Genomic DNA, 25693 nt, shown 5'->3' with positions numbered 1-25693 from the left:
GGATGCTAGACCTCCTGGCTCGGATCGGCTCGGTCGCGCCCCCGCCGAGCGGGCGACGCGGCGCGTCGTTCCACACTCGCAAACTATGCCACTAGTGTTATAGCAACACTACTCGACAAATGGAATAGTTTCCACCTCGAAAACTATGGCACTTGTGGTATAGCTGGAGTGGACCCGCGCTCCCCGCGGCACGTTTCCCCTCTTCCTCAGAAGGACCGATCCCATGCCACTCGACCGGCCCAATATCCTCTGGATCGTCAGCGAGGACTGTCCGCCTCGCTTCGGCTGCTACGGCGATCCGCTGGCCGCCACCCCGAACCTCGACCGCCTGGCCGGCGACGGCGTCGTGTTCGATCACGCCTTCAGCGTCGCGCCGGTCTGCGCGCCCTCCCGCTTCGCCATGCTCACCGGGCTGCGCCCGGAGAGCCACGCCCCCGCCAACCACATGCGGGCGGCCGCGCCCATGCCGTCCTGGCTGCGCACCTACCCCGAAATCATGCGCGACCAGGGCTATTACTGCACCAACAACGCCAAGACCGACTACAACGCGGCCGTCGATCCCGACGCGATCTGGGCCGAGTCCTCGAGCACCGCGCACTGGCGCGACCGCGCGCCCGGGGCACCCTTCCTGGCGGTGTTCAACTTCGACGGCACCCACGAGAGCTCGGTGTTCATGCCGACCGAACCCGGCGTAGACCCGGCCCGGGTGCGCGTGCCCGCCTATCTTCCCGGCACGCCCGAGATCCGCGGTGATATCGCACGCTACTACGACCGCATCGCCGCGATGGACGCCTACGTCGGCACCCTGCTCGCCCAGCTCGACGAGGACGGACTGACCGATTCCACGATCGTCATCCACACCTCCGACCACGGCGGGGTGAATCCGCGCTCGAAGCGCTTCTGCTACGACGAGGGGCTGCGGGTGCCGCTGATCGTCAAGGCGCCTGCGCGGTATGCCGGACTCTTCCCGACGCCGGGCACCCGGGTGGCCGCCGCCGTCACCACCGACCGCATTCCGGCCACGCTCCTCGAGCTGGCAGGCGCGCCGCTGCCCGACCACATGCGGGGAAAGAGCCTGGCGCGCACCGCATTCGGTCCGGATCCCACCTACGCCTTCGGCGGCCGCAATCGCATGGATGAGCGCTACGACGTTATCCGCACCGTTCGCGACCAGCGCTTCCGGTATATCCGCAACTATCACCCGCACCGGCCGTGGGGGCAGCATCAGCCCTACGCCTGGCTGGCCGCGGGCTACCAGTCCTGGGAGACGGAGCATCTCGCCGGCCGGCTGGACGAGATTCAGTCCGTGTTCTGGAACCCCAAGCCGGGCGTCGAGCTGTACGACCTCGACACCGATCCGGACGAGGTACACAACCTGGCCGGTGACCCGGCCTACACCGAGGTCGAGCGGCGCCTGGCCGTGGCACTGCGCGAACACACTCTGGCGGTGCACGACAACGGATTTCTGCCCGAGGATTCCCCCGACGAGGGGTACGACGCCTCGCGCGTGCCCGGTGCCTATCCGCTCGACCGCGTCCTGAACGTCGCCGACGCGGTGGCTGACCGGACGCCGGGCGACTCGCCGCTGTTCGCCGCCGCGCTCGCGGACCCCGACGCCACCGTGCGCCGCTGGGCCGCGATCGGCGTGCTGGCCGCCGGTGCGCCCGACGAGGCGGTCAGCGCCAGACTCACAGGCATCGTCGCCGCCGAGACCGATCCCTTCGTCCTGATCCCCTGCCTGGAGACGCTGGCCCGGTACGCCGGAGACAAGGACGCGGTCGCGCGATTGACCGAGTACATCGACGCCGCACAGCCGCGCCCGGTGCGGCTCGAGGCGCTCGCCGCACTCACCGCGCTGCCCGATGCCCAATTGCTCCCGCACCACCAGGCCATCGCCGATGCGGCGGCAGGGCTCGGCGGCTACGTCTCCGGCGCGGCGCGCTATCTGCTCGCCCGCCTCGACGACACGTACACCCCAAACCTGGTGCTGTTCTCCTTCCCACCCGAAACCATCGCTCAGGCAGCGAAATTCAGTCCCGAGGCCGCGCAGATGATGGCCCGGTTCCAGCTGTCCGGCGCCCCCGCGCCGACTGGTAGCCGAGGAGAACAATGAAGATCAGGACCCGCTCGATGGCGGTCGCGGCCGCCGCGACGATCGGCATCCTCGCGGCGCCCGGAATCGCCTCCGCGCAGCCGGCCTCCCCCGGCATCGAGGACACCACTTATCCCACCGACCATGGGCCGATGCCCATGACGGTGTACAGGGCTGCCGCCGAACACCCCGGAAGCCACTATCCCGCAGCCATTTTCGTGCACGGCGGCGCGTGGGTGCAGGGCAGCCGGCAGCTCCTGGACAGCGAGGCGCGCGCTGCCGCGCAGCGTGGCCTGGTCGTCTTCGATATCGACTACGACCTGTCCGCGCCTCGCGATCCCCGCGAGTACCGCGACGTCGAGGCGGCGATCGGCTATGTCCGCGCCGCCGCGGATCGCTTCGGGGTGGACCGCGACCGGATCGGCGGGCTCGGCACCTCGGCCGGGGCGAATCTGCTCATGCAGGCCGTGATCACCGACCATGCGCCGCTGGCCGCCGTCGTGGGGTGGTCGGGCCCTTACGATCTCACCGCGCACACCTCACCGAAGGACGTGACGATGGCGACGGGCTCTGCCGCGGCATATCTCGGATGCGTTGCGGTACTGCCGAATTGCCGGGACCGGGCCGCCGCGGCCTCGCCCGCGCTGCACGTCTCCCCCGGCGCCCCGCCCACCCTGCTGTTCAACTCCGCCGACGAACTCGTCCCCGCCACGCAGATGACCGAGCTCGCCGACCGGCTCCGCCCGGTCGGCGCGACGGTGAGCACCCTGCTCGTCCCGGGGCATCGTCACGCCGTCGCCTACAGCGATGTCGCGCTCGGGCCGACGCTGGACTTCCTGACCGAGCGCCTGGGCGTCACCAGCGACCGGCCGTCCGTGGGAGACCGATGAGCGAGCAAGCCCCCGCTAGCGGCACCGGGGTTGCCATGAGTTTCGATGTGCCTGCGGCCGAACCGGTTTCGGAGGCCCGGCTGCGCCGGCTGTTCCGGACCATTCCGTTCGCCAGCGTCTGCCCGCAGTTCAGTTACGGGATCGTCGGCTATTTCGCGGCCCTGCAGATCCAGAACTTCGACAGCGTCCACAAGGTCGAGACGCTCGCGGTGCTGCACGCGTCCGTGGCGATCGCCTCGATGGTGGCCCAGCCACTGGTGGGCCTGATGTCCGATCGCACCCGCACGCGCTGGGGCGCGCGGACCCCCTGGATTCTCGGGGGCGCGCTCGTCGGCTGCGTCGGATTGGTCGCCGCGGGCGTATCGCGTTCCGTGGCAATGCTTCTCGCGGCCGCCGTGGTGGCGCACGTCGGATTCAACGCGCTCGGCGGACCGCTGACGGCGATCCAGCCGGACCGGGTCCCGGTGCACCGGCGCGGGCGCTATTCGGCGTTGGCCGGGCTCGGGACCATCAGCGGGGCCATGCTCGCGCCCGTCGTCGGCTCGTCCTTCGCCACCCGGATCCCAGCAGGCTACCTGGTGGGGGCCATCGGCATCGCGCTCACGGTGACGATCTTCCTGATCCTGAATCCGGACCGGGACAACCGCGCCGCACCGCGCCCGGACTTCTCGATCGGCGGATTCCTGCGATCCCTGTGGGTGAATCCGGTGCGGCATCCCGATTTCGCGTGGGTCTTCCTGGGGCGCTTCCTCATCTGCGGCGGCTACTACATGGTCCTGACCTTCCAGCTCTACATCCTCGAGGACTACATCGGGCTCAGCGTGCACGACGCCACCCATATGGCGCCGGTGCTGAGCATCGCGAGCCTGCCCGGATTCCTGCTCGCCACCAGCGTTTCGGGCGTGATATCCGACCGGATCGGGCGGCGCAAGCCCATCGTGCTGGTCGGCGGCCTGATCATCGCCGGTTCCGCACTCATCCCGCTCGCCAGCCCGACCCGCGTCGGGCTGATCTGCTCGATCGTGGTTCTCACCATCGGCTTCGGCACCTTCCTCGCCGTCGACCAGGCGCTGGTGACCGAGGTGCTGCCCGGGAAAAACAGCGCGGCAACCGATCTGGGAATCATCAATATCGCCGCAACCCTGCCGAACACCATCGCCCCGATGACCGCCGCGGCGATCGTCTCCGTCACCGGCGGGTACGGCGCGCTGTATCCGATCGTCGCGGCCGTCGCCGGACTCGGCGCGCTGGCCATCGTGCCGGTCAAGGCGCGCTGAATCGCGGGAAGGAGAAAGCCTATGACCAGGTTCGGCCACGCCACGATCGCACAACGGCCCCACCCGGCACTCCCGTCGAGGTTCGGGCGATCACGCCGATCTCACATGTACCGGTGCACGCGTGGCGAATCGCCTTCACCACCGTCGATCCCGCCGGCCGCCCGGAGGTGGCGGTGACGACCCTCCTTGTTCCCCAGGGCGAGTGGACCGGCCCCGGCCCGCGGCCGGCGGTATCGCTGCAGACTCCCGAGGACTCGGCCGAAAGCGGTTGCGCGCCATCGGTAACGCTGGCCCGCACGGTCGGCGGCGACGAGCGCGATCTGCTGGCCCGCGGGCTGGACGACTGCGGTTCCCGCTGATTCACAGCCCATCCACGAGCACCGAAAGATGCTGTGGGCGAAAGGAAAACCATGAAAATCATCTATGTCGACGTGGACACCCTGCGGGCCGATCACACCGGCCCCTACGGGTACCAGCGTGAGATCACCCCGAATCTCGACGACATGGCCCGCGATTCGGTCTGCTTCGACCGCTACTACTGTTCGGATTCGCCGTGCCTGCCGTCGCGGACCGCGCTGACCAGCGGCCAGTTCGGCATCACCAACGGCGTCATCGGGCACGCCGGCCAGGCCGCCCAGTACCGCATGGACACCGGTCACGCCCCACAGCTGCCGCGCCCGCTGCTCGGGCAGTACCTGGGCCTGTGCGGCTACTACACCGCCGCGATCTCGAGTTTCGCCGAGCGCCACCGCGCCCACTACTTCCTGGGCAACTTCCGCGAATCCATGCGCGCCACACCGGAGTTCGGCGACGAGCCCGCGAATGCCGTGACCGACAAGGCGATCGAGTGGATCGCGGGGCATCAGGACGAGGAGAACTGGTATCTGCACCTGACCTACTGGGACCCGCACACCGACTACCTGCAGGACCGGGAGTGGACCGAGCGGGCGGCTGCGGCAGGGCCGGCGCCGGCGTGGCCGGACCAGGCGGCGATCGATGCCCACCAGGACATCTACGGTCCCCGCACGGCCCGGGATCTGCACTACGCGACGGTTCCCCGCAAGAGCCGGGTGCCGCACAACATGCCCGACCAGATCGCCGACCGCGCCGATTTCGAGCACCTGATCAACGGCTACGACGGCGGAATCATGTTCTGGGACCACCACTTCGGCCGCCTGCGCGACGCCATCGCCGAGCTCGGCCTGACCGAGGACATCGCGATCATCGTCAGCGCGGACCACGGCGAGTCCTTCGGCGAGCAGGGCTCCTACGCCGAGCACGGCCTGGCCAACGAGGCGGTCCACCACCTGCCGATGGTCGTGTACTGGCCCGGCGTCACCGATCGCGCCGAACGCCGGCGCAACGACGCGCTGCTGTACAACATCGATTACGCCCCGACCGTCTGCGAGCTGCTGGGCCTGCCGATTCCGCCGAAGTGGCAGGGCCGTTCGTTCGCCGGGGCGGTGCGCGGCGAGGCGATCGAGTCCCGCGACTACCTGGTGTGGGGGCACGGCGCACACACGTATCAGCGCGCGGTCCGCACCCATGACCATCTCTACATCCGCACCTATCATCCCGGGTGCTTCAAGGCCGAGTGGGAGTCGCTGTTCGATGTGAGCGCCGACCCCTACCTGACCCGGAATCTGATCACCGACGAGCCGGAGCTGGCCGACGCCATGCGCTCGAAGCTGCAGCAGTGGTGGGACTTCTACGCCGGAACGCCCGGCGCGCTCCCGGATCCGATGCAGGTCACCCTGCAGAACGGGCCGGTCCTGTACAACCAGCCCGAACAGTTCATGGAACATCTGCGCGCCACCGGCCGCGCCGATCAGGCCGAGGATCTGCACCGGCGGCTGCACCCGGACAACGGCGCGTTCGGCGCGTCCTGGACCGCGCAGGGCCCGCTCATGAATCCCGAGGAGCGCGCGCTGTTCCAGCGGTTCTTCGACGCGGCCAAGGCCGACGGATCCGGGGAGACCAAGGACAATGCCGCGATGCTCGCCCGCCTGCGCGGAGTGCGCTCCACCGCACCGCAGCAGGCCGACGCGTGAACCGAATCCCGCCACCACCAACACTTTCAGAGACCGGAGTACTCGTGAATACACCCCTGCACACCGACGCGCCCGAGCTCGAGGGCCATCTCGCCGCACTGGCCGATAAATTGAGCCTGGAACAGAAGGTCCGCCTGCTCAGCGGCGCCTCGATATGGTCACTGCACGAAGAGCCCGCCATCGGACTGCGCTCGATCGTCATGTCCGACGGCCCGTCCGGTGTGCGCGGCGTCTCGATGGACGACCGTGACCCCTCGGCGAGCCTGCCGTCGGCCACCGCGGTGGCCGCGACCTGGGACGTGGACAAGATTCGCCGCCTCGGCGCGCTGATCGCCGCCGAGGCCCGCGCCAAGGGGGTCGATGTCGTGCTGGGCCCCACCGTTAACCTGCACCGATCCCCGCGCGGTGGAAGGCATTTCGAGTCGTTCAGCGAGGACCCGTGGCTGTCGGGAGTGCTCGGCGCCGCCTACGTCCGGGCGGTCCAGGCGCACGGGGTCGCCGCCACGGCCAAGCACTACGTCGCCAACGACAGTGAGACCGACCGCTTCACCGTGGACGTCCGGGTGGACGAGCGTACGCTGCGCGAGGTCTATTTGGCCCCGTTCGAGCGCATGGTCGCCGAAGGCGGTGCGTGGCTGGTGATGTCGTCCTACAACCAGGTCAACGGCGCCACCATGAGCGCCAATCCCCTGCTGCGCGAACCGCTCAAGGACGAGTGGGGATTCGACGGGGCCGTGGTCTCGGACTGGACCGCGGTGCGCGACACCGTCGAATCCGCCTCGTCCGGCCAGGATCTGGTCATGCCCGGCCCCGACACCGCGTGGGGCGAGGCGCTGGTGCGCGCCGTGCGCGCCGGGCAGGTCGACGCGGCCGTCATCGACGACAAGGTTCTTCGTCTGCTGCGGCTCGCCGCGCGCGTGGGGGCGCTGGATTCGGTTGCGCCCGTGGCAGATCAGCCCGCGCCGTGGTCGAATGCCGAGATTCGCTCGCTGTTGCGCGAGGTCGCCGCGGACGCCATGGTGCTGGTGCGCAACGACGGGTTGCTGCCGGTCGCACCGGCGGCCGGGACCCGGCTCGCGGTCATCGGCCATCATGCCCGCCGGGGCCGCAATCAGGGCGGCGGGTCGGCGATGGTCTTCCCGGAGGTCGTAGTCTCGCCGCTGGACGGGCTGCGCGAGACCTTCGGCGAGGCGCGGGTCGGTTACGCCGCGGGGGTTATCCCGGAGCCGGAATTGTATGCCTTCGAACGGAATTCGGTCGTCGATCCCGCGACCGGGGCTGCCGGCGTCCGCGTGCGCTACCTCGATGCCGAGGGCACCGCGTTCGACGAGGAGATCTTCCCGACCGGACGTTTCGGGTGGCTCGGCGACGAGCGGCTCGCCCGCGCCGCCACGATCGAGGTGACCGCGCGCTACACCCCGGCCGCCGACGGCTTGCATCGGATCGGCTTCTCCTGTCTCGGCGAGGTCGTCTTCCGGGTGGACGGCCGGGTGTTGAGCTCGGACACCGTGCGCCCGGAGGACGATGACGTGGTCAAGGCGATCATGCACCCGCCCGCCCAGGTATTTGACATCGAGCTGGAATCCGTTCGCCCCGTGGATATCTCGCTCACCCTGCGGCCCGAGCTGCCGGGCGGGTTCCCGATCGCGCGCGTCACTCTCGGCACCGAGGACGTCTACGGCACACCGGCGCAGGAGCTCGAGCGCGCCGTGCGCCTGGCCGCCGACAGCGATGTCGCGGTCGTGGTGGTGGGCACCACCGAGAACCTCGAATCCGAGGGCTTCGACCGCTCCGCCCTGGCGCTGCCCGAGGGCCAGGACGAGCTGGTGCGCCGCGTGCTGGCCGTCAACCCCCGCACCGTCGTGGTCGTGAATTCCGGCGGCCCGGTCGTCATGCCCTGGCTGGAGGAGGTCCCGGCCGTCCTGCTCACCTGGTTCCCGGGCCAGGAGTTCGGCGGCGCGCTGGCCGATGTCCTGTGCGGCGCAACCGAACCCGGCGGCCGCATCCCGACCACCTGGGCCGCTGCCGAGGCCGACGTCCCGGTCTGGGACGTGGAACCCCGCGACGGCCGGCTGGACTACACCGAGGGCATCCACCTCGGATATCGCGCGTGGCTGCGGCTGGCAGCCGGCGGCAGGCCCGCGCCCGCCATCCCGTTCGGATACGGCCTCGGCTACACCACGTGGCGAATCGGCGAGCCGGAGGCGGTGGAGAACTCGGACGGGTCGGTCTCCGTCGTCGTGGACGTCGCCAATACCGGCGATCGGGCCGGCAAACACGTGGTGCAGGCCTACCTTTCGGTGTCCGGACCCTCCGCGGTCGATCGGCCGGTCCGCTGGCTGGCCGGGTATGCCGTCGTGCGCGCCGAGGCCGGGCAGACCGTCACCGCGCGGATGGAGATCGAGCCGCGCGCCCTGCGGCACTGGTCGGCCGAGCGTCACGAGTGGCTGCGCGAACCGGTCACCTTCGAGGTCCGCGTCGGCTCCAGCGTGACCGATCTCAGCGCGCCCACCGCGATTTCCCCAGCACGGCGCTGAGTCCCCTCCGCGCGCTCGGCCGGGACGGCATCGCGCCGTTCCGGCCGAGCGCGTCGTTCGACGCCCGGCCCCTGGCCGGTCCGCAGCTCTCGCTCGCGACGGGCACGACCGTGTCGGCAACCTCGGAGGCCGCGCGCGGTGTGGTCGAATCCTTTGTCGAGGACTATCTTTCGGACAGCGGCAGAGCACGGCCACGCGCGGCTCGCGGCGCCGTGGCGCACCGGGTGGGATTACTTTCCCTCGCCGCTCATCGACTGGTCGTGACGCGCTTGCCCTTCGGGGCCGGGGCTTGCGCGCCGTCGGCCGCGCCCTGGAGCGCGGCGCGGCCCTCCGCGCGCAGGCGGCCGCTGACCAGGTCCTCGCGCAGGCGCGCGATGTGCTCTATGTACAGGTCGATGCCATTGGAGCCCCACTCGTGCAACCGATTTCCGATGCCGAACTCGAGTTCGGCATCGAAGGCCGGGACCGCGTCGAAGTCCAGACTGCGGTCCCGATTGCGGTCACGCGCCACCTGCGCGCGCCTGGTGTCCAGCTCGGTATCGATCAGCCGCAGCAACTCGTCCTCGGTCAGGTAGCCGGCGAAGCTCAGGCGCGCCACGAATTCCCGGTCGGTGAACCACTCCGGCGGCGTGTACGGGCCCGCGAGCCACTCGCGCAGCGCGGTCAATCCCGCATCGGTCAGGTGATAGGTCTTGGCGTCCTGCGGGCCGGGGCGCGGATCCACCTCGAAGCGGACCCAGCCGTCCTCGTTCATCTTCGCCAGCGCGCGATACACCTGGCTCATCTGGGTATTCGCCCGCAGGAAGCGACCGTGCGCGTCGAAGTACTTCTTCAGCTCGTACCCGGTGGCCGGACGCAAGCCGAGGATGCCGAGCAGTAGCAGTTCCAGTTTCACCCCAGTGTCCTTCCGCAGGTCATCCGAAGTGAGTATTCCACTAGTTGAGTAGAATTACCACTCGCCGGCATCGGCGTACCGGGCTCCGACGCGGCGTCAGTCCTCGACGAGTGCGGTGTGCGAGGTGTCTTCGAGGAACCGCCCCAGCAGGGTGGCAAGGGTTTCCAGGTCCTGCTCGGGCCACTGGGTCAGGGCGCGCTCGAGATGCCGTTGCCGCACCGCCTCCCGGAGCAGCTGCCGCGCGTTCGCCGCTACCGTCAGCACTGACCACCCACCGACGCCGAGGAAGACACTCGATTGAAAGTCTTTGCCGCCCTGGATCCGCGCCTGCCGCTCACGCAGGTGCCGGGCACCGCCCGCCGAGTCGAGGAGCTGGGATACGACGGGCTCCACATCCCCGAGACGATCCACGACTCCTTCGCGGTCGCCCTGCTGGCCGCCGAGCACACCACCCGGATCACCCTGCGCACCGCGATCACCCTCGCCTTCGTCCGCAGCCCGACGCTGGTGGCCTACAACGCCTGGGACCTCGCGACGTTCTCCCGCGGCCGTTTCGAACTGGGTCTGGGCACCCAGATCAAGCAGAACATCGAGGACCGTTTCGGCATGCCCTGGACCGAACCGGTCACCCGCATGGGCGATTACGTGGCCGCGCTGCGAGAGTTGTTCGCCGCCTTCGCCACCGGCGGACCGGTGCATCACGAGGGCGAGAACTACCGGCTGACCCGGCTGCAGCCCTATTTCAACCCCGGACCCGGCGACACCGCCGCCCCACCGGTCTTCCTCGGTGCGGTCAATGCCGGAATGTGCCGTCTCGCAGGCCAATTCGCCGACGGCGTGATCACCCACTCCACCAACTCCGATCCGGGCTACCTGGCCGAGGTGGTCTGCCCGGCGCTGCGGGAGGGTGCCGACCGGGGCTCACGGACCCCGCCCGGCATCGTCGTGGCCGCCCCGATCGCCACCGGCGGCGACGAGACCGCGGTGCGGCGCGAACGCGAGCGAATGCGCCGCCTGCTGGCGTTCCTGTACTCCACCCCGTCCTACCGTCCGGCGCTCACCCGCCTCGGGCTCCCCGATCTGTTCGACCGCCTACGCACCCTGGTCCGAGCCGAGCGGTGGGATCGGCTGAGCGCGGTGCTGACCGACGACGTCCTGGACATCCTGCTGCTGTGCGCCGACTACGACACCCTGCCCGAACTCGTCCGCGAGCGCTACGACGGACTGGCCGAGGGCATCGTGCTGCCGGTGCCACCGACCGGACCGGCGGACGCGAGGCTGCGGCTCGCCATCGAATCGCTGCGTGGCCAGGGCCCGCAGTGACGTGTAGACCGGCAGGTCAGCGTCGCGGAAGCTGACCCTGATGGAACTACTTGTGCCGCAGTGGTTTTGAATGCAATTTGAGCTGCCGCAACCTAGTACGTCTGGTTCGCGGCCGCTGATTCCTGGAAGTCGACGAGCGCTTCCCCGTGCGCTTGCGCCCACTCCGTCAGCATCGCTATCGGCTCCTGGAGCGTCCGGCCGAGCGGGGTCAGGCTGTATTCCACTCGGGGGGGCACTTCGGCATACCGCTGTCGATCGATGAGGCCGTTGCTCTGCAGGCGGCGCAAGGTCTGGGTCAGCACCTTCCGCGAGATCCCGCCGGACAGGGCAACAAGTTCACTGTGCCGCATGGGGCCATCTTTGAGCGCGTAGAGGGTGACTACGGACCACTTGTTCGCGATGACCTCGAGTGCAGTGCGCGCGGGACAGTCCGACATGAACATGATTTCGGTAGGGGCGCTCACGGTCCGAAGGTTACCAAAAGGTACCTATCGGACTCCTAGGTTAGCCGTTATGCACATCGCAGCTCTGATCTTGTCCGTCCTACTCGCCGTGGCAATGCTCCAGTCCGGGGCGATGAAGTTCGTCCGCCCCGCGTGGATACGCCAATTCGCGGAAGCGGTCCACCTCACCACCTCCCAACTCACCGTGCTCGGGAGCCTGCAGATCGCGGCGGCGGTCGGCCTCTTCTGGGGAATCTGGTTCTCGCCCTTGGCGATCGCCGCCGCGATCGGTCTGGTGCTCTACTTCACCGGCGCGATCGGGGCCCACATCCGCAGCGGCGACCGGAACATGCTGGGCGCCATGATCTTCCTCGCGCTCTCGATCGCGACGTCAGTCGTGCTCATTCTCACTGTCGCCTGAACTCTGAGAAGCAGTTCGCTACGCCCTCAGGAATTTTCGGGGGCGGAGTCCTCCACTTCCAGCCTCGCAGCAGGAGCCGCGCGGCGACGGCCGGCGCCGGTGACCAGTGGCTCACGCTCCCATCACCGGCATCACGGCTACCGCCTCCTCTCCCGCCTTATGCGAGCTACCGGCGGGGTAGCGGGTGCTCGTGGAGGCGGGATCGAACCCTGCTCAGGACGCTGCCAGTGCGTCGTCGCGTCGACGCAGGCTGTCGAGCCAGTCGATGATGGTGCGCAGGGCGAGCCCGAAATTGCCTACCTGGCAGTGATTTTGGGCCTGCTCATGGCGGGTGAAGACGCGGGCGGTGAGCGAGCTGGTGGCGGTGAGCAGCGCGACCTGGTCGACGAAGTGCTGGTTCGGGATGTAGTGGTCCTCGTTGCCGTGCAACAGCAGCACATCCTGGGTCACCCGCGCCGAGATCGATGCTGTCTCGTAGTCGCGGTAGGTCTGGAACATCTCGAATGTGGTGTCGGTGGCGGTGGTGTGCTTGCCCTGCTCTATCGCCCATTCCAGCAGCAGACTCTGCGCGGCGGCCTTGCTCATGAAGTCGTCGAGTTCGGCGGCGTCACCGTTGTCGAGCCACGAGAGCAGCTGCGCGCGAACCGATTCCGGGAAGATGTGCAGGTTGACATCCAGGAACGAGGTCATCACGCCGTAGCTGACGGTGCGGCGGACGCGCGGTTCGTGCGCGGCGGCACGCAGGACTAGCCCGCCGCCCATCGAGAAGCCCATCAAAGTGACGTCGTCGAGATCGTAGAAGTCCAGCACGGCCGCGACCGGCGTCTGCCAGTCGGCCTGGAACGGCACGTGGGCCTCCTCGAGCGTCGCGCCCTGGCCCGGCCCCTCGAACAGCACGACGTCGTAGCCCGCGTCACGCAGGGCCAAGCCGGCCGCCAGCCACTCCTCGATATAGGAGTCGAACCCGCCGAACACCACGATGGTGCCGAGCGACTCGGCCGGGGTGAATCGGTAGGCCGACAGCCAGCCCTGCTGGAACGGGATGCGGCCGTGGCTCTCGGCAGGCACCCGGTAGTGGTCGAGCACGGTCCGGACGAACCGGTCACGAGTAGGCAGCTTCCGATCGTCGCCGGTGGGCAGAAAGAACTCGGCGATCCGAATGTAGGCGGCCCCCTTCAGGTTTTCGCCCGCAGACAGGGCCTTCTCGCCCAAGCCCAGGAAGATGCGGGCGAAGGTCGGGTAGTCGTCCACGCCGGCAACGGCTTCGCGCATCTCCGACAGCATGGTGGGGCCACCGACCCAGCTGTAGAAGCGGTTCATCTGGTAGTTGACACTCGCATCGGGATGCAGGTCGTGGTAGCCGATGGGGAGCGCGGCAAGCCGCCGGTCCAGTTCTTCACGAGCGGGCAGCGTAGAGACGGAAAGTGTCGAGCTCATGAGGTTCTTATTTACCATGGACCCAACCGGTCGATCCAACAACAATATTCGCGCCGCTGGGAACAACGAAGCGTTGTCGTGACGTTTCGTTAGAATCGCTCATGACGCCGAGGCAACTGTTCTTCCAACTGGGAGCTGATCGCCGACGACGGGTGCACCTATCTCTGTGCGAGGCTGCCCTGCCGACCTGGATCGGTTACGTCCAGGGCGAGCGCGCCCCGCTTCGCTACCGCGACTCGGTTGTCGGGATGTGGCACCACGTGGATGTCGAGCTTCCGGCCGATGCCCTTCGCTCCGCTCACGCCGGTGTGGATCTCGCGGATATCGGCAGCAGGTACCTCGAGCCCATCACCGCGCTGCAAGACGACGATCTGGCCTTCCCCGACCCGGTCGAGTTCGCCTACTACGCGATCTACAACTGTTTTCGCAAGTACGCCCGCGGTGACGACATATCAGATTGGCTGATCGTCAACCAGGCCTTGTCGGTTCACGACGATAGCAAAGTGGCGTCACGCCTGACGCGCACGATCGACGACGTCGGTCCAACTACGAGCGGGAATGCCGAGGATGTCGGAGCGATGGAATAACGCCCCTCGCGTGCGGACGGCCTGCCTTGACCGGTCCCCGATGACGGGACCACCTCTGTCGGAACGACGCGACGGTGCGCGTCCAGCAGGGCTTTCCAGAAGTCGACCGCGGCATCGAGCACGGATGCACCTTCAGGAGCGTCCTGAACGAGCTGCGCTGCCTCCGCAGCGACCCTGCCCAACACGTCCATGTTCTTCCGAAGGACCGCAATGATCGAATCGACGTCATATCCGGTCTCCTGGTTCAGCATTCCGGCCAGGAGAGCTGCTACTGCGTGTGGCGTGCCACGTAGCGCGGCGTCGATGAGTTCATTCCGCAGCGTCCTGTGAAGCCAGGGTGTGGCGCCGACGTAGCTGATGGCGAGATCGATCGCACCCGAACCACTCTCGCTATCGCGAAACAGCAGATCGACGTGTTGATCGAGCCAGTGTTGTGCAATTCGTCCATTCGGGGGCGCTGGCACGCCAGTATCGCGCGATACTCCGAGCCAGCGTGCCCGGTCAAACCCGGGGCTGCTGCACGATCGGGTGGCAGTGGTTAAGTAGCTCGTTGTGCTGCTGGGGACATGGTGGTTTCGAATTCGATCGGGGTCAACCGGCCGAGGCGGGCTTGTCGACGCCGGCGGTGCTAGGTGCGTTCGATCCAGGTGACGATCGCGATTCGTAACTGTTCGCGGGTGTCCCACCGCTGCCGGTCCAAGACATTGCGTCGCAGCAGACTGAAGAAGCTTTCCATCGCGGCATTGTCGCCCGCCGCGCCGACCCGGACACGCCGAAACGGTTGAGCGCGTGGACAAATCAGCGGGAACGAAATTGAGACCCGCGGTCGGTGTGCAGTATGCAACCGGCAACCTCGCCACGACGAGCATCGAGCTCACCAAAGCACCCTGACAACGACAAAGAGAGCGGTCCCAATCCATCTTCCGGGAGCCGACCGGCCAACGATGACATGGATTCGGGGCCATCCTCTTCGAAAATCACATCACCGTTCCTCCGGCGGTGTGGTCGCTTCACGCCCTTCGAGTTGTAGTGGTCGTTCGGCGAGAACCGGGAACTGTCCGGTGAATCCCACGCGTTCCCGCATCGCCTGCAGCACTCGCCCGCGCACGAGGAACCAGCCGACGGTCAGCAGCGGCGCCATGACGCACACGCCGGCGATGACCGCACCACGCTGCACAGCATCGTTGCTGAAAGCCATAAGCACGACGACTGCCGCGAGGAACATCAGCGTCGCGATACTCGTGTAGGGGGCACCCATCAGCCGGAATGCCGGGCGCTGCGCACGGCCTGTGCGGGCCCAGCGCCATAGCTGGAGTTGGCAGAGCACGATCGTCGCCCACGAGGTCATGGTGCCGAGTGTCGACATATTCAAGACGATTTCGAATGCCTTGTCCGGAATGACCGCGTCGAGACCCACGCCCACCAGTGCGATGGTGGCGGTTGCCAGAACGCCGACATACGGAACCCCGGAGGACGACATCCGCGATGCCGTCACAGGGGCACTGCCGTTAATCGACATCGACCGCAGGATCCTGCCCGTGGAATACAGGCCAGCGTTGAGGCTCGAGAAGGCCGCGGTCAGAACGACGATATTCATAATCGAACCGGCACCGGGCACCCCGAGTCTCGCGAAGAACGTGACGAACGGGCTCTCACCCGACTTGAACGCGGTATAGGGCAGCAGCAGTCCCAGGAGCACCAGCGATCCGACGTAGAACAGCGCCACACGGGCGATGACCGAGTTGATCGCGCGGGGCATGATCTTCTCCGGGTTCTCCGTCTCCCCGGCGGCGATTCCGACCAATTCGACTGCCGCGTAGGCGAATACGACGCCCGTAGTGACGAAGACCAGAGGCATTGCCCCGGTCGGGAACAGTCCGCCGTGCGCGGACACCATCCCGAAACCGGTATGGGCGCCCCGGATGGTGAATCTGCCGGCGAGAAACACCGTGCCGACCACCAGGAACGTCACGAGCGCGATGACCTTGACCAGCGCGGCCCAGAACTCGAGTTCCCCGAACCACCGGACCGAGATCAGGTTGATACCCACCACGATGGCGAGGGCGGCCAGGGCTATCGCCCATTGCGGAATCGCTTGTGTGGCACCCCAGTAGTGAACATACGTGGCGATTGCAGTGATATCCACGATGCCGGTCATGGCCCACTGGAAGAAGTACATCCATCCCGCGACGAAGGCGAGCTTCTCACCATAGAACTCCCGGCCGTAGGAGACGAACGAGCCGGACGACGGCCGATGCAGCACCAACTCGCCGAGCGCCCGCAGGATGAAGAAGACGAACAGCCCGCAGATGGCATACACCAGGAACAGCCCGGGCCCCGCGCTCGCGAGCCGCCCGCCCGCACCGAGGAACAGACCCGTACCGATAGCACCCCCGATCGCGATCATCTGCAACTGACGCGGACGCAACGACTTGTGATAACCGGCGTCTTCCGCTTGTAACGCATCGGCCGACACCGACCTCTCGATGGCAGGTTGCACGGTCGCCATAGCGATGGCCTTTCAATCGATGAGTAACGAGACGTCAATCACCGTACCGCTATATAGCGGTACGGTGAATAGGTATTTCGATCGGATTCAGGGCAATTTCCCCAAAGCCGCCAGTGGCGTAGCGGCGGGCAGGGTCGCCGCGGCCGCTCCCGCCGCGTGGTTGAACGCGCTGGCCGCGAGCAGATCCCGCGTGCGAGCGCAGGCCGACACCATCTTCGACGAGGCCTGCAACGCCGACCCCACGGCTGTGTCGTATGCCTTGGCCCACGCGGTACCGGCCGGGTCGGAGCCCCCCCATGCCACCGAACCCTGTCAGGGGCTTCTCCAACGCGCCGTGCACGTCGGTTTCGTTGTCGTGCACCGCAGCGAATCTGTCACTGGCCGAGGCATATTCGCCTTGTTGGCAACGATGATCGGGAACCTCGGTGGCGGACTCACGGCTCTCAATCCCCTTGTCAACCCAGCACTTCCTCCGGACGCATTCGCTGACTGAGAGCCAAGCTAGTGCCTGGTGTCGGACCCAGCCCAGGTTGGCGAGGGCTTCAGCCTCACCGGTCCGGTTGCCGAGGGCCTGGTAGGCCGTGAGTGCCTGCTGGATCAGGTCCTCGGCGCCGGTGAGGTCGCCGAGATAGCCGGACACCTGCCCCAGATGGTTCAGCGCGGAGGCGACGCCGCTGCGGTTGCCGAGTTCCTCGTAGAGGGCATGCGCCTGCCGGATCAAGTCTGCGGCGGTGCTGTAGTCGCCTGTACACATCCACATCCACCCGGCGTGTATGAGGAGGAAAGCCTCGCCGGAGCGGTTGCCGATGGCTCGGTAGAGTTCCCTCCCTCGGGTCAAGAGCGTGTCTATCCGGGAGTAGTCTCCGGTGAGGTGTCGAACCCAGAGCTGCATGGTGATTGCGCGGGCCTGCCGGGATCGGCGGCCGAGAGCACGGGAGATCGTCTCGGTGCGCTGGAGTTGTTCGATCGCGGCAGCGTGATCGCCTTCGAGACAATGTATCCACGCAAGGTCGGCGCGGACGGAGGCCTCGCCGGTGCCGTTGCCATGAACGGCGCCACAACCAGATCGCCGCGCTTCAGCCCCGACACCTCCGAGCCCAGATCCTCCACGACACCGAGGAATTCGTGTCCCATCGGCCGCCCCTGCTCGGTGGCCGGCATCGACTGGTACGGCCAGAGATCACTGCCGCAAATGGCCGCGCGCACCACACGGACGACCGCGTCGATAGGAGCCTTGATCGTGGGATCGGGCCGGTGCTCCACCCGAACATCCCCGGCGCCGTGCATCACGGTTGCTCGCATAGCGTTACCTTCCACTCGTCTGTCCATTTGCTTGCGGAGAAGGAAATGTGACCAGCCAGGTCCAGAAGGCGGGAACTCTGTCGGACCGTGGAGCGGAGCAAGATCTTCCCTCTGACTAACCATGCCCGCCAAGTCGCCGACCAGGCAGGACGAGTTTTACCGGGGAGCGGTCAGCGGGGGTGTGACACGACCCCCCTGGACACGGGCGCATGAGTCGCATCGGGGGCACACTGAGTTCATGGCAGCTGAGCGAACCCCTGGTGGCGGTACCGAACTCGGCCGTTTCCTGACCGCCCGACGGACGCAGGTCTCCCCCGCCGAGGCCGGTCTCGGGCCCAGCACCGGGGTCCGCCGCACCCCGGGGCTGCGTCGCGAGGAGGTCGCCACGCTCGCCGGCATCAGCATCGACTACTACACCCGGCTCGAACGCGGGAAAGAGACCCGGCCTAGCCCAGCCGTCGTCGAGGCACTGGCCCGCGCCCTGAAACTCGACCACGACGAGCACAACCACCTGCGTGACCTCGCCGCCCGCGCCGCGCGCTACGCCCCCGAACCCCCAGCCGTCCCCAGCCGCACGGTGCGCCCGCAACTGAAGATACTGCTGGAAAGCCTGCGCCCGAACCCCGCCTACATCACCAGCCGCACCCTCGACCTGCTCGCGTACAACCCCGGCGCCCGCGCGCTCTACGCGGGCATCGACGACTGGCCCGCCACACAGCGCAACCTCGCCCGCTTCCTGTTCCTGCACCCGGCGGCCCGCGAGATCTACGCCGACTGGGACTACCAGATCCGCGGCTGCGTCGCCCGCCTACGCGCCTTGGCTGGCACCGACCCCGACGCGCCTGATCTCGCCGCCCTGGTCGGCGAACTGCTGCTGAAGAGCCCGGACTTCGCCAAGCTTTGGGAACGCTACGACGTCACCGGCCGCGCCACACAGAAGAAGACCTTCCACCACCCCCACGTCGGAACCATCACTCTCAGCTTCCAGGGCATGCAGCTCGAGGCCACCCCCGGCCAACGACTGGGCATATACATCGCCGAACCCGGCACTCCCGACTACGACGCTATGGTCCTGCTGGACATGACCGCACCTCGCCACGCCGCGAAACCGGCTGCTGGACAACGGAGTTGATTCGTCTACAGCTACATCGGCGATAGCCCGGCGGCCCGCACCGCAGCTGGATGTATACCGGATCCTTCGTCGCCACACTGCGCTGGGGGGCTGTGTCACACCCCCGTTGGCGGCTCCCCCGAACAATGCGGCGTGGTGCGTGGTCGTAGGGATGGGTCATAGTTTGAATTAGCACAGGAACGTTCCCCGCTTGCTCTACCCCCTTCCGCGATGCATCGCGGACGGCGCACACATCGCACGTGCAGAGACGAAAGCAGGGACACATGACAGACCAAGCCAAGACACGCGCTCAGCAATTGCTCGGCGACACCGCACCGGAGCTGGTGAGGCTGACCGACGACGTGCTGTTCGGGCAGGTGTGGGCCGGCCCGGGACTCTCGCGCCGGGACCGCAGCCTCGTCACGGTCGCCGCCTTGACCTCGCTGTACCGCACCGAGCAGCTCCGCTCGCACCTGCGTCTGGCGTTGGAGAACGGGCTGAGCAAGGACGAACTCGTCGCCGCGATCACCCACCTGGCGTTCTACGCCGGATGGCCCAATGCGATGTCCGCGATCACCGAACTGAAAAAGATCACCGAAGAGTGACCCGGCGGCCGCCACAACATCGGGCGGCGATACCCGGCACACCATCCAAAGAAAGGCGCCCGCTATGCGCGCAACTCTGCTGTACCAGGCCGGCGACGTTCGCGTCGAAGACGTTGACGACCCCAAGATCCAGAACCCCACCGACGCAGTGATCCGCACCGTGCTCGCCTGCGTGTGCGGCAGCGATCTGTGGCCGTACAAGTCCGCCCCGCGCACCGACAACCCGCGCCACATGGGCCACGAATTCCTCGGCGTCGTCGAGGACATCGGCTCGGAGGTGACCACCGTCAAGCCGGGTGACCTGGTCGTCGTCCCGTTCACCTACTCCGACAACACCTGCGAGTACTGCCGCCGGGGGCTGCAAACCTCCTGCGTCCACGGTGGACCGTGGGGCGTGGGCGGCATCGACGGCGGCCAGGGCCAGGCCGCGCGCATCCCCTACGCCGACGGCACCCTGATCACCCTCCCCGTCGCCGAGGACTCCGAGCTGCTGCCGGACCTGCTGACCCTGTCCGACGTGCTGTGCACCGGCTATCACGCCGCCCACACCGCGGGCGTCGCACCCGGTGACACCGTGACCGTGATCGGCGACGGCGCGGTCGGCCTGTCTGCGGTCATCGCCGCCAAGCTGCGCGGCGCGGAAAGGATCGTCCTGATGGGGCGGCACACCGCGCGGACCGACCTGGGCCGCGAGTTCGGCGCCACCGACGTCGTCGCCGACCGTGGCGAGGACGGCGTCGCCGCCGTGCGCGAGCTGACCGGCGGCGGCGCCGATCGGGTCCTCGAATGCGTCGGCCTCGAGGCCGCCCTCGTCCAGGCGGCCGGGGTGGTCCGCGACGGCGGCGTCATCAGCCGCGTGGGCGCGCCGCAATACCCCGCGATCCCCTTCGGGTTCGGTGAGTTCATGCGCAACCTCACCCTCACCGGCGGCGTCGCACCCTCCCGCGCCTACATCCCCGAGCTCATGCCTCACATTCTCAACGGCGACATCCACCCGGGCCGCGTCTTCGACCGCACCGTCGATCTCGACGATGTCGCCGAGGGCTACCGGCTCATGAACGACCGCGAAGCACTCAAGGTCCTCGTCCGCCCCTGAAGGAGGCACCGTCATGGCTGCATGGACCGAGGCCGAACTCGACCGCATCGGTAGCGCGCAGGAACTACGACTGCAATCCGAAAGACGCGACGGCACCCTCCGCGACCCGGTGACCATGTGGGTCGTGCGCGAGAGTGCGGGCATCTACATCTGCTCGGTCCGGGGCCGGGAAGGCGCCTGGTTTCGCGGCACGCAAACCCGCTCCCAGGGCCGCATCAACGCCGGCGGCATCAGCAGGGACGTCCGCTTCGAAGACGCCGACCCCGGCCGGCTCGACGCCGTGGCGGCCGCCTACCGCACCAAGTACGCCGCCTATCCGGACATCATCGAGCGCTCGCTGACCCCGCTCGCCTTCGCCGCAACCCTCGAGCTCGTTCCCCGATGATCCCGGCCCACACATCCCGAGGAGGGACATGGAAGTAATCACCCGCCCACCCACCACCAAGGGACCAGCGCAGACCTTCACCGGCGACGTGTGGGTCGACGGCATCTACGCCGGCCCGACCCAGGAACAGGCCCGCCTGGCCGTCGTGCGGTTCGCACCCTGCGCCCGATCGCAGCGGACGGAGATTACGCGTGGCGTTGCTGGTCCGCTAGGACTGAGTAAACCCCGGAGTCGCTTACGCAGCCGCCGCCAACCGTGAGGTTCACCCCGAATGATGGACAGGGGCTTACAGTTTTTCAGGCGGCAGCGGTTCTGAGTGAACGATCTGCTCACTGCCAGCCATCGAGGGCCGCGGGCTCATCACATCCACGTGGGGCACTACGGCGCCGGGAGTGGACACCACGACCTCATCGCCAGCTTCTGTGGGTTCGCCGTACGGGGCCGCAAACTTTTCAGCCCCATAACCGTCGGGTGCCTGGTGCCGTCCTCGAGCGTCCAATCGCTCGCTCCGGTCACCACGAATAGGTCTTGGCAATCCGAACGTCTCCTCTGCTTGTTGGAATTGTGCGGTACGAGTACACTTTGCCAGTGTTGCTTAATGTGTCCTTTATGGACCACGCTATAGCTGTTATAACGGCCGTGTGGATGAATCGATTCACATATCGATAACCGCGAGTTGCCGCATATCGCTACGGCAATTTGTCAAGATCATCGAAATCGTCGACATAAGCACCAGCCAACCCGCAGGGCAAGAACTCGAGGGCTGTGCCGTCTTGACAAGCGCAATCTACCCGCGGTGGCTCGCACTCCGACGAAAGGCCTTTCAGATGACGGCAACCCACGCGGTAGACGAGCTTGGTCAGTTCGTTGTCGACGCCAGCGTCTCCAACATTCCCGCAGTGTCGCTGCAGATGCTCAAGCGCAATGTGCTCGACAGCATCGCGTGCGCACTGGGAGCCCTCGACGGCGAGCTAATTCCCGCGATGCGGGCGCAGGCCGAACAATTCAGCAGCCAGCCCACGGCCACGTTTGTCGGTGGAGGGCGCACCTCGGTTGATCAAGCAGCGTTTTTCAACGCCGTGCTGGTGCGCTATCCCGATCTACTCGACACGTATTTGACTCCCGGCGGGCTGTGCCATCCCGCCGACAATTTCGGCGCCGTCCTGGCGATGGCCGAACACGTCGAGGCCACCGGCGCGGACTTCTTGCTGGCGTTGGCACTCGCCTATGAGGTGCAATGCCGGTTCAGCGCGCAGGTTCCGCTCATGGCGCGCGGGCTCAACCATGCGCTTCAGCTGGCGATGTCTGTTGCGGCCGGAGCATCGAAACTGCTCGGACTCGACGCGGACGGCACAGCGGCGGCCATCAGCGCGTCTACTACTGACAACGTGTCCCTGGCGGCGGTGCATACCGAACCGGTGTCGAACTGGAAGGGCATCTCGCCGGCCATTACCGGGATGCGCGCCGTTTATACAACGCTGTTGGCTGCGCGTGGGGTCACCGGCCCGAAAGCACTGATCGATGGCCCCCTCGGCCTGGTCCAACTGCTTGACCAGCCTATCGACTTCCGCACTGTCGACCATTCACTGACCGCTGTCGAACAGACCTATCTCAAACAGTACTGCTCGCTGATCCACGGCCAGGCCATCATCGACGCGATACTGGCAATCCGTGACCAGTACAATCTCAGCGGTGACGATGTAGCCCATGTGACGCTCGAGGTCTTTCAAGGCGCATACGACTTCGCGGGCGGCGGCAGTTATGGCGACAAAGACCACCCCTGGACCAAGGAACAGGCCGACTACAACCTGAAATACCTCAGCGCGGTGGCGCTTCTCGACGGGCAGGTCGGGCCTGAACAGCTCGCGACTGAGCGAGTCCGCCGCGGCGATGTCCAAGATCTGCTGACCCGCGTCGACGTGCGGTCGGCCGCAGACTTGACCGCGGCCTACCCAGAACGGACTTCGGCCCGCGTACACGTCGCTTTGCGCGACGGGCGCGGGTTGGACCGTGAGCAATCCGACTTCGAAGGATCCCCGACGCGGCCGATGTCGTGGGAACGTGTCGTCGACAAGTTCCATTGGCTCGGTGAGCCATTCGCCGATGACGGCCTACGGGTGGACATAATCACTGCAGTCGAGCACCTGCAGGACGTTCCGATCGCCGAACTCACCAGCCTGCTCGGGGCAGTGAGTCCTGCGACGCGACGCCCCCGCAGGCGACAACGGTTATAGCGGGCGAGATTCATCGACGAACTCTGCGGCACAAGTCGTCAGTCTTGCGCGTCGGCCACACCCCGATACCGCCCAATGCGCCGTCGCTGTTCGCGCCGAACATCGAGAACTTGTGCCGGGCCGGCCTGTTGAAGCGGTCGCGCATCGCGGTGGCGAAGCCGTTCGGCCACGAATTGTCGTGTTCTCATTGATTATGAGGCAGCGTTGAGCAGTGAGCTGGGGTGACTCAGCTTCGTGAGACATCGGGAGGGCGGTCGATCTCGTTGATTTTGAGGCAAGTGACCGTACGGTCAGAGGGTCATTTCGAGGCGTGGAAGCGGAGGGCTTGCGGGCCTGCATACAGTCGTGCCGACTGCTTGCGACTTCACGATTGCGGCTGGGGATGTGGCGGAATGAAGGTGGTCCAGAATTCGTGTCGGACCGCGTCCCAAAGCTTCGCCAGTTCTGGAAACAGTTCGCGAACCTGTGCCAGGTCGGGGAAGTAGTCCGGACCGAAGGAGACCACCGTGGCATCCCGTGCATAGTCGACGGCAATGATTGTGATGATGTGGTGGCGGATCAAGCGCCAAGTCACCCGCACGTCGTCGACTTCGGTTATACGCACATTTTCCATGTCCAATACCCCGTTTTCAGCATCGACCGTTCGTTCCTTCGGCCACCGCTGAGGGCCGACACGGGATGCTGGGGGCTGCCTGAATCGGTATTGGATTGTGCAGGTAACCGTGGGGGCAGTGCCACAGTCTGCGCTGGATCCCCGACAACGGCGCGTGTCATGCGGTGTCCTTCCGAGATCCCCAACACGATTTAAATCCGCTCGTGACGCAGAGTCCAGGACGGCGCTCCTACCTCTGATCGGCCGGACTTTCCACTGCAACCGGTGGACTATCGCCGCTGACGAGCGCGTCGCGGTGCGGATCGTCGGCTGGTGTCCAACATGAGCCGGGCGGAGGGACCGTCCAGCGGTTGTCGCGGGCGAGTGTGACCAGCGCCTCAACGGCGTGCCGAACGCTCGCGCGGTCGTCGTTGGCGCGGTGCAATAGTGACCACGTCCACAGCGGAATCGGGCCGGCAACGGGACGGTGTCCCAGGGTGGGTGGTGTGACGGCGGTGTGGTGTTTGGGTGAGGCGAGGACAGGTGCGTTGATATCGCGGACGTGAGCGTAGAACGCGTCCCCCGTTACGCCACCGTCATCGATCTTCGCGATGCTCGCGCCGACCTGGATGGCGAATTCGGTGGCGAACTGGTGCCATGATGACCAGGCCCAGTCGTCGCTGTCGATCAGCACGGTGATATCGGCCGCGGACACCGGCTCGGTGGAACTCACTCCGGGGCAGACCGCCTGGAGGGGTTCTGCGCGAAGGAGATGCGCGCTGAGACCGTGCATATGGGCACTGTGCGCGCTGATCCAGGCCAGCGCGAGGTCGAGGCTACCTCCAGCGGTCCGGTCCGCCTGCACGTGAGACGGCAGCACCCAGTCGTCGATTCGCAGAGCCACCGTCGGGCCGACACAGGCGATAACGTTGTCAGGCAACCAACTGACGTAGCCCAGCCGTAGCGGTATCGCTTCGGCCGCCCGCTGGCGGACTCGTTGCCGCGCTCCGTCCACGAGGGCGAGGATCTGACGTGCGTCTTCGAGCAGTGATCGCCCGGCTTCGGTCAGTTGTACACTGCGCCGGTCGCGGCGGAACAATTGCGCCCCGAGATCTCGTTCCAGGGCAATGATCTGCTGGGACAGCGCAGGGCCCGAGATATAGACCCGCTCAGCGGCGCGGCCGAAGTGGAGTTCCTCGGCTACAGCGACAAAATAGCGCAGCTGCCGCAGTTCCATCTATCGATCTTAGCCTCGATCCACCGATGAAATCGGTGGATTCGGGTGTGTCGATATGAAGAAAGTGCCTTCTGACCTGGGATGATTGGAGTTACCACACAACAATCAGAGCCAGATCCGAAAGATACTTTCAGTGCGATTGTTCCACAGGTTCGCCGAGTCCTCGGCGAGGTTCGATGACGATGACCTCGTGTCGATAGCAGGATTGGTTCCGGTGATGACCCTGGCCGAGCAAACCGGCCTGACCAGGTTGTTGACCGAGAAAATCGCCATCGGCGCACCACGGATCAAGTCCGGGGCACCGAAACTGGCCACCCTGATCGCGGGAATGTGCGCGGGCGCGGACAACATCAATGACGTCGACCTGCTGCGCAGCGGCGGGTGCAAGACGCTGTTCGACGGCGTGTACGCGCCCTCGACGGTGGGAGCCTTGTTGCGGGAATTCACCTTCGGCCACACCAAACAGCTGGACGAGCCGGCCTGGCCCTGGTCCGATACATGGCTCATGTTGTGGCACAACACGATCGGCTACACACCGCCACAACCCGCCGCCAACTGACCATCCCGGCCCCAGGCGGCCCGAACCGAATCCACGTGGAAATGCTGGGCAGACCAGCGGTTACTTCGCGCCCGAAACCGTGGTCTGCGCGCCTTCGGCCCGCAGACCAA

At 66.7% G+C, this 25693-nt stretch carries 23 protein-coding genes and 2 pseudogenes; 15 read left to right on the top strand and 10 right to left on the bottom strand.

Annotated elements, in window-relative coordinates; translation table 11 throughout:
• Positions 1-223 precede the first annotated feature (223 nt).
• The 6 genes from KO481_RS22470 to KO481_RS22445 all read left to right on the top strand — a co-directional run bounded on the left by KO481_RS22470 (position 224) and on the right by KO481_RS22445 (position 8847).
• Complete coding sequence (locus KO481_RS22470; protein ID WP_215919370.1) at positions 224-2113, top strand: sulfatase family protein; 1890 nt, start codon at positions 224-226, stop codon at positions 2111-2113.
• Complete coding sequence (locus KO481_RS22465; RefSeq protein WP_215919368.1) at positions 2110-2982, top strand: alpha/beta hydrolase; 873 nt, start codon at positions 2110-2112, stop codon at positions 2980-2982. The genes KO481_RS22470 and KO481_RS22465 overlap by 4 nt, the downstream gene beginning before the upstream one ends.
• On the top strand, positions 2979-4259 hold the full coding sequence (locus KO481_RS22460; protein ID WP_215919366.1) for an MFS transporter: 1281 nt from the start codon (positions 2979-2981) through the stop codon (positions 4257-4259). Before KO481_RS22465 ends, KO481_RS22460 begins: the two co-directional genes overlap by 4 nt.
• Positions 4260-4372: 113 nt before the next feature.
• Entirely contained in the window at positions 4373-4618 is a 246-nt protein-coding gene (locus tag KO481_RS22455) for a hypothetical protein (protein WP_215919364.1), read from the top strand.
• 51 nt (positions 4619-4669) lie between these two features.
• Positions 4670-6310, top strand: a complete 1641-nt coding sequence (locus KO481_RS22450; RefSeq protein WP_215919362.1) for a sulfatase family protein — start codon at positions 4670-4672, stop codon at positions 6308-6310.
• 44 nt (positions 6311-6354) lie between these two features.
• Positions 6355-8847 (top strand): beta-glucosidase family protein, encoded by a 2493-nt coding sequence (locus KO481_RS22445; RefSeq protein ID WP_308166737.1) that lies wholly within the window; start codon positions 6355-6357, stop codon positions 8845-8847.
• A gap of 247 nt (positions 8848-9094) precedes the next feature.
• On the opposite strand, the gene KO481_RS22440 is transcribed toward KO481_RS22445, so the two are convergent.
• Positions 9095-9742: a PadR family transcriptional regulator gene (locus tag KO481_RS22440; protein WP_215919360.1), complete on the bottom strand. Its 648-nt coding sequence runs from the start codon at positions 9740-9742 to the stop codon at positions 9095-9097.
• Between the two features lie 96 nt (positions 9743-9838).
• On the bottom strand, positions 9839-10006 hold the full coding sequence (locus KO481_RS22435) for a hypothetical protein (RefSeq protein ID WP_215919359.1): 168 nt from the start codon (positions 10004-10006) through the stop codon (positions 9839-9841).
• 33 nt (positions 10007-10039) lie between these two features.
• Between KO481_RS22435 and KO481_RS22430 the strand changes: the two genes are divergently transcribed.
• On the top strand, positions 10040-11065 hold the full coding sequence (locus KO481_RS22430) for a TIGR03617 family F420-dependent LLM class oxidoreductase (protein WP_215919358.1): 1026 nt from the start codon (positions 10040-10042) through the stop codon (positions 11063-11065).
• 92 nt (positions 11066-11157) lie between these two features.
• Here the strand turns inward: KO481_RS22430 and KO481_RS22425 are convergent, their stop codons facing one another.
• On the bottom strand, positions 11158-11529 hold the full coding sequence (locus tag KO481_RS22425) for a winged helix-turn-helix transcriptional regulator (protein ID WP_308166736.1): 372 nt from the start codon (positions 11527-11529) through the stop codon (positions 11158-11160).
• Positions 11530-11578: 49 nt separating this feature from the next.
• Between KO481_RS22425 and KO481_RS22420 the strand changes: the two genes are divergently transcribed.
• Positions 11579-11929: a DoxX family protein gene (locus KO481_RS22420; protein WP_215919357.1), complete on the top strand. Its 351-nt coding sequence runs from the start codon at positions 11579-11581 to the stop codon at positions 11927-11929.
• Between the two features lie 213 nt (positions 11930-12142).
• Here the strand turns inward: KO481_RS22420 and KO481_RS22415 are convergent, their stop codons facing one another.
• Positions 12143-13366, bottom strand: coding sequence for an alpha/beta fold hydrolase (locus KO481_RS22415; protein WP_215919356.1), 1224 nt, complete (start codon positions 13364-13366; stop codon positions 12143-12145).
• Between the two features lie 101 nt (positions 13367-13467).
• Here KO481_RS22415 and KO481_RS22410 point away from each other — a divergent pair, with 101 nt between their 5' ends.
• The gene (locus KO481_RS22410) at positions 13468-13953 is read left to right on the top strand and encodes a hypothetical protein (protein ID WP_215919355.1); all 486 of its coding nucleotides are present in this window, start codon (positions 13468-13470) and stop codon (positions 13951-13953) included.
• Between the two features lie 538 nt (positions 13954-14491).
• Here the strand turns inward: KO481_RS22410 and KO481_RS22405 are convergent.
• The 4 genes and pseudogenes from KO481_RS22405 to KO481_RS22390 form a co-directional block, all read right to left on the bottom strand.
• Positions 14492-14820: pseudogene (locus KO481_RS22405) on the bottom strand (integrase core domain-containing protein); the annotation flags it as partial.
• 115 nt (positions 14821-14935) lie between these two features.
• Entirely contained in the window at positions 14936-16462 is a 1527-nt protein-coding gene (locus KO481_RS22400) for an amino acid permease (RefSeq protein WP_215919354.1), read from the bottom strand.
• Between the two features lie 49 nt (positions 16463-16511).
• Entirely contained in the window at positions 16512-17216 is a 705-nt protein-coding gene (locus KO481_RS22395) for a tetratricopeptide repeat protein (RefSeq protein ID WP_215919352.1), read from the bottom strand.
• A 92-nt stretch (positions 17217-17308) separates the two neighbouring features.
• A complete protein-coding gene (locus KO481_RS22390) occupies positions 17309-17764 on the bottom strand; it encodes an alcohol dehydrogenase catalytic domain-containing protein (RefSeq protein WP_215919351.1) in 456 nt (151 codons plus the stop codon).
• Between the two features lie 238 nt (positions 17765-18002).
• On the opposite strand from KO481_RS22390, the gene KO481_RS22385 reads away from it, so the two are divergent.
• The 5 genes from KO481_RS22385 (at position 18003) to KO481_RS22365 (ending at position 23195) form a co-directional block, all read left to right on the top strand.
• Positions 18003-18896: a helix-turn-helix transcriptional regulator gene (locus tag KO481_RS22385; protein WP_215919350.1), complete on the top strand. Its 894-nt coding sequence runs from the start codon at positions 18003-18005 to the stop codon at positions 18894-18896.
• Between the two features lie 263 nt (positions 18897-19159).
• Positions 19160-19480, top strand: coding sequence for a carboxymuconolactone decarboxylase family protein (locus KO481_RS22380; RefSeq protein ID WP_215919349.1), 321 nt, complete (start codon positions 19160-19162; stop codon positions 19478-19480).
• A gap of 64 nt (positions 19481-19544) precedes the next feature.
• Complete coding sequence (locus tag KO481_RS22375; RefSeq protein WP_215919348.1) at positions 19545-20576, top strand: zinc-binding dehydrogenase; 1032 nt, start codon at positions 19545-19547, stop codon at positions 20574-20576.
• A gap of 13 nt (positions 20577-20589) precedes the next feature.
• On the top strand, positions 20590-20961 hold the full coding sequence (locus tag KO481_RS22370) for a DUF2255 family protein (protein WP_215919347.1): 372 nt from the start codon (positions 20590-20592) through the stop codon (positions 20959-20961).
• A gap of 827 nt (positions 20962-21788) precedes the next feature.
• Positions 21789-23195 carry an MmgE/PrpD family protein gene (locus tag KO481_RS22365; protein ID WP_215919346.1) on the top strand — a complete coding sequence of 469 codons (1407 nt, stop codon included), beginning with the start codon at positions 21789-21791 and terminating at the stop codon, positions 23193-23195.
• 364 nt (positions 23196-23559) lie between these two features.
• Here KO481_RS22365 and KO481_RS22360 read toward each other — a convergent pair whose 3' ends face one another.
• Positions 23560-23808, bottom strand: coding sequence for a hypothetical protein (locus KO481_RS22360; RefSeq protein ID WP_215919345.1), 249 nt, complete (start codon positions 23806-23808; stop codon positions 23560-23562).
• A 229-nt stretch (positions 23809-24037) separates the two neighbouring features.
• Positions 24038-25024 carry a LysR family transcriptional regulator gene (locus KO481_RS43995; protein WP_215919343.1) on the bottom strand — a complete coding sequence of 329 codons (987 nt, stop codon included), beginning with the start codon at positions 25022-25024 and terminating at the stop codon, positions 24038-24040.
• 133 nt (positions 25025-25157) lie between these two features.
• Here KO481_RS43995 and KO481_RS22350 point away from each other — a divergent pair.
• A pseudogene (locus KO481_RS22350) lies at positions 25158-25496 on the top strand (IS1380 family transposase); the annotation flags it as partial.
• Positions 25497-25693 lie beyond the last annotated feature (197 nt).

Origin of the sequence: Nocardia albiluteola, from assembly GCF_018860155.1 — a bacterium.
GTDB classification, from domain to species: domain Bacteria; phylum Actinomycetota; class Actinomycetes; order Mycobacteriales; family Mycobacteriaceae; genus Nocardia; species Nocardia albiluteola.
The sequence above is the reverse complement of the archived record's forward strand: the minus strand, read 5'-3'. Positions and strand labels throughout refer to the sequence as shown.